Here is a 4,333-nt window from a genome sequence, read left to right as displayed (position 1 = left end):
GCGGCCCCGGTCGGTGGCTGCCTCGGCAGCAGGGAGTTCTGGATGGCCAGCGCGACGGTGTGCTCGCGGTGGAAGCGGCTGGCGTGGTCCAGGCACCGCGCGGTGTGCGCGCAGACCTTCTCGAGGAGGACGATGTCCTCGCGGGAGAACGGGGCCGGCGTCTCGCCGCGGTAGAGCAGGAGCAGACCGAGTACCGTCCCCTCGCGCATGATCGGGGCCGCGAGCAGCCCGTGCGCCCCGGCCGCGCGCAGCAGGCGCTTCAGCGCCGGTTCGGCGTCCAGCCAGCCGGTGTCGGCCCCGATGTCGGTGGCGCGCGGAGTGTGATCGGTCAGAAGGGAGGCGAAGGGGCTCTGGTCGGCGGGCCACACATGGCTGCCCTCCGGGGCTCCGCTGCACGCGATCGGGCACAGCGGCTCGGGGTGGTGCCGGGCCGGTGGAGGGGGTTCGCCCTTGGCCATGTGCTCGGCGAGGGCGATGACGACGGTGTCGGCGGCGCCGGGGACGAGCGCGTCGGCGAGTTCGGCGCAGGTGGTGTCGTGGTCGAGGGTCTCCCCGACCTCGCCCTGGATGACCGCCAGCCGCCGCAGCGGGTCGGTGCCGGAGTCCGCCGCTTCGGGGGTGATGTCCGCGACCGTACAGATGAGCCCGGACTCCTCCTGTCCGGGCGGCACCGGGAAGAACGAGAGACACAGGGTCCGGGGGCCCAGCCGGGGGGTGGCCCGGGTGCGGACCAGCCGGTTCAGCGAGGCCACACCGCTGCTCCGTACGTCGCGCGCCTGAGCCGTCTCGGCCTCGGGGTCGCGCAGCGGAAGTACGTCGGTGAACACCTTGCCGGTCGGATCGGTGCCGGCCGTCAGGTGGTGCGCGGCCGCGTTGCACTCGGTGACTCGCAGCTCGTCGTCGAGGACGAGGATCCCCAGCGGCGAGGCCGCCAGCGCCTCACAGGCCACACGCATGGCCTGCGGGCAGGTCTCGAGGGTGCGCTCGCGTCGGGCGTCGCCTTCCATGGCACCTCCCCAACCAGCATGCGCAACACGCTGGCGGGGCGCATTCCGGGGGCACGACTCCGCCCGGGCGATCATCTTTCGCCGGGGCGGGGCCGGGTTCCGGGTCAGGCCGTGCGGCGGCGGACGACGCGGAAGGCGGTCAGGGCCAGGAGGGCCGCCACCGCGAGGACCAGGGCGCTGGAGGCGAGCTGGTACGGCCAGTAGTCGCCGGGGGTGAGGGTGTTGGTGAGGTAGGCGTCCTGGGGCAGGGCGTCGAAGAACATCAGGCCGAATACGCCGCCGGGGTGGAATCCGTCCACCCTGGAGAGCACCGGCAGGTCGAGCAGCAGCATGGCGCGGGACCGGACGAGCACGGCGGCCACCAGCCAGGTCAGCAGCGGGGCGGCGACGAGCGTCGGCCACAGGCGGCGCAGGTACGTGCCGGTCAGCGCGCCGGCCGCGACGCCGAGGACGACGTACGCGACGGTGACCGGGCCGATCGTGTAGTACGCGTTCTGCCGCTCGGCACCGTAGGTGAGCAGGTCGAGGTCGAAGGCGTGCACGACGCTCATCCGGTACAGCACCACCAGCGGGAGGGTCAGCACCACGACGATTCCCGCCAGCGTCGCCCAGCGGACGCCGAACCAGCGTCGGGGGGTCACCGTCTGGGTGAGGGCGAGGACCACACGCCGGGTCTCCCATTCACGTGCGGTCAGCACACCGGTGAGCAGCGCGGCGAACAGGGCGGGCTGGAAGGCGAGCATGGCGCCGTCACCCATGAGTTCCGCCGTCATGGTGTGGGCGTCATCCGCATAGCGTCCGAAGTGGTACGCCTGGCTGCCGACGTGGTTCCGCAGGGCGACGGCGTCGGCCCAGCCGTAGTAGTGGTACACGATCAGGACGCCGATGCGCAGGGCCAGCAGCAGGAGGATCACGCCGGGGACCCAGTACTGGCGCAGGGCGATCCCCGCGAGGGGCCGGAGGCGGCCGGGCCGGGGAGTCGTAGGGGCGGCGGCGATGGCGGCGCTCATGCGGCGGTGTCCTTGCGAGGCGGTAGGGAGGCGGGGAGGGACGGGCCGGTGAGGTGGGCGAGCACCAGCTCCTCCACGGAGGGCGGCCGCACCTCCCAGTCGGCGGGAAGCGGACCCCCGCGGCGGATCAGGGCGGTGGTGCCGCGCCCGGCGGGGCGGGACTCGACGACGGCATGACCGGCGAGCTGCCCGGCACCCCCGGCGAAGGCCACCACGGCGTGGGCGTCGGCCAGCTCGTCCATGTCGCCGCACAGCCGGGTCGTACCCGCGTCGAGAAGCAGCAGGTGGTCGCAGACGTCGGTCAGCTCGGACAGGATGTGCGACGACATGACCACCGTCGCGCCGGTGTCGGCGACGTGCGCCATGAGCAGGCCCATCAGTTCCTGGCGGGCGAGGACGTCCAGGTCCGCCATCGGCTCGTCGAGCAGCAGCAGGTCGGCCCGCTTGCCGAGGGCGAGGGCCAGGGCGATCCGGGTGCGCTCGCCGCCGGACAGGCTGCCGATACGGTCGCCCTTGCCGAAGCGGGAGGGGCCCGCGAACCGCTCGGCCAGTTCCGCGTCCCAGTGGCCCTCGTTGAGCCGCGCGCCCAGGCGCAGCGTCTCGGCGACGGTGAACCGGGGGAACAGCGGCCGGTCCTGCGCCAGGTAGGCGACCCGCGGATTGCCGACACGCGTGGGCCGGCCGAAGACCTCCAGGGTGCCGGTGGTGGGCCGCTGCAGCCCGACCGCCAGCTCCAGCAGGGTGGACTTGCCCGCGCCGTTCGGTCCGACGAGCGCGCAGACGACCCCGGCGGGGACGGCGAAGGTGCAGCCGCCGAGCGCGTCCGGACCACTGCGCCGGTATCTCCTGGTGACGCCGTCCGCGGCGAGCGCCGCTTCAGGACTGCTGGTGGGGAACGACATCGGGTTCCTTCGATGAGTACTTCGACGAGTAGAGGTCTTCGAGGACGGCGGTGAACAGCGCGGCGAGGTCCTCGCGCTCCAGCCCCGCCGTACGGGCCCGCGCCGCCACGTCCGCCAGTTCCGCCCGCCAGGGCGAGTCGCCGGAGGAGGAGCCGAGCGTGCCGGTGATGAACGTCCCGTGCCTGCGCCGGGTCTCGGCCAGGCCCTGGGACTCCAGCTCGCGGTACGCCTTGAGCACGGTGTTGGGGTTGAGCGCGGTCGCCTCCACGACCGCACGGGCGGTCGGCAGACGGTCACCGGGTTCCAACTGGCCCAGCCGAAGGGCCTGCTGGACCTGCTGGACGATCTGGACATAGCTGGGTACCCCGCTGGACCGGTCGATCCGGAAGGCGAACGCCACGAGTCAACCCCGCTTTCAACCAATGAACTAATGGAATGATGCATTGAGGGTTCCGCACACGTCAAGGCGCTCCTGGCGGCGAGATCACCGGCGACCCGGACGAGCCGGCCGGACTGTCCGGCCACCTCAACGTGCCGGGCCCGGACCTCGCCGGCGCGACACCGCGATGGGGGTTCCGTCCGGAGTGAAGGCCCGCTGGAAGGTGAAGGCGTGCGGCGCGGGGCCGTGGTCCCTGAGGTGCTCCAGCCTGGAGACCCCGTCCTGCCAGGTGGGTGTCACGTCGCCGGACACCCACCAGAAGACGTGATTGGGATGCCCCGTCCTCTCGAACCAGTCGTGACGCCTGTTCAGCGCTGCGCGGTGCAGGCCGGTGTAGAGGGCGTCGAAGGCGGGGCGCAGGCCGGTCCAGAGGGAGAGGGTGGCGGCCAGGGCGGTCGTCTGTGCCGTACGGCCCTTGTCGTACCAGGCCGGCACGGCGAAGTCCCCCCACGCACCCCAGTCGGCGCCGAACAGCTCACCCTGGTCGCCGGCCGCCGGTTCGGCATGGGCGAGGTATCCGGGGTGCCGGCCGATCTCCCGGTAGACGGCAGCACCGGTCTCGTAGAACTCACGCGTGAGCGGTGTGGCGTCGGCGAGGGGTGACCTCAGGACGCCGAAGGTGTACAGGGCTAGCTGGGGCATGCGTCTCTCCCTGGGCCGAAGTCCAGGTGAAGGTAGCGGCCGCTGCGGGCCCTGTCGAAGTTGCGTTTCTTCTTCCCAAGTGGCCTTCTGCCGAAGCCGGAGACCATGCGGGCGCACATGGGGGCGGAGTACACCCCGACCGCGACGTTTGGCAACCTTCGGATGACCCCGTGGACCCGTACAGGCGACCGGGACGCTCCCCGGCCGAGGCTCTGCGGCAGGCTGGTGGTGCGGGGCGGGCCGAGATCCACCGGGAGGACGTCATGGGCGGGGCACGAACAGCGCGGTTCCGGGCGGGGCTGGCCGCCCGGCTGCTCGCACGGTGCGCCGTGG

The 4,333-nt window shown here is 72.5% G+C and carries 5 protein-coding genes; all 5 read right to left on the bottom strand.

Annotated features, from left to right (window positions below):
- Nucleotides 1-1,007, bottom strand: a 1,007-nt coding sequence (locus tag CCN33_RS28390) for a GAF domain-containing protein (protein WP_167387970.1), incomplete at its 3' end; no start/stop codon positions are given.
- 104 nt (nucleotides 1,008-1,111) lie between these two features.
- A complete protein-coding gene (locus CCN33_RS28385) occupies nucleotides 1,112-2,017 on the bottom strand; it encodes a hypothetical protein (protein ID WP_086696276.1) in 906 nt (301 codons plus the stop codon).
- Entirely contained in the window at nucleotides 2,014-2,919 is a 906-nt protein-coding gene (locus CCN33_RS28380; RefSeq protein WP_086696275.1) for an ABC transporter ATP-binding protein, read from the bottom strand. The genes CCN33_RS28385 and CCN33_RS28380 overlap by 4 nt, the downstream gene beginning before the upstream one ends.
- A complete protein-coding gene (locus CCN33_RS28375) occupies nucleotides 2,894-3,319 on the bottom strand; it encodes a GntR family transcriptional regulator (RefSeq protein ID WP_086696274.1) in 426 nt (141 codons plus the stop codon). The genes CCN33_RS28380 and CCN33_RS28375 overlap by 26 nt, the downstream gene beginning before the upstream one ends.
- Nucleotides 3,320-3,445: 126 nt before the next feature.
- Nucleotides 3,446-4,000, bottom strand: coding sequence for a DUF3291 domain-containing protein (locus tag CCN33_RS28370; RefSeq protein WP_086696273.1), 555 nt, complete (start codon nucleotides 3,998-4,000; stop codon nucleotides 3,446-3,448).
- Nucleotides 4,001-4,333: the final 333 nt, after the last annotated feature.

It is taken from the genome of Streptomyces recifensis, assembly GCF_002154615.1.
Taxonomy (GTDB): Bacteria; Actinomycetota; Actinomycetes; order Streptomycetales; family Streptomycetaceae; genus Streptomyces; species Streptomyces griseoluteus.
The sequence above is the reverse complement of the archived record's forward strand: the minus strand, read 5'-3'. Positions and strand labels throughout refer to the sequence as shown.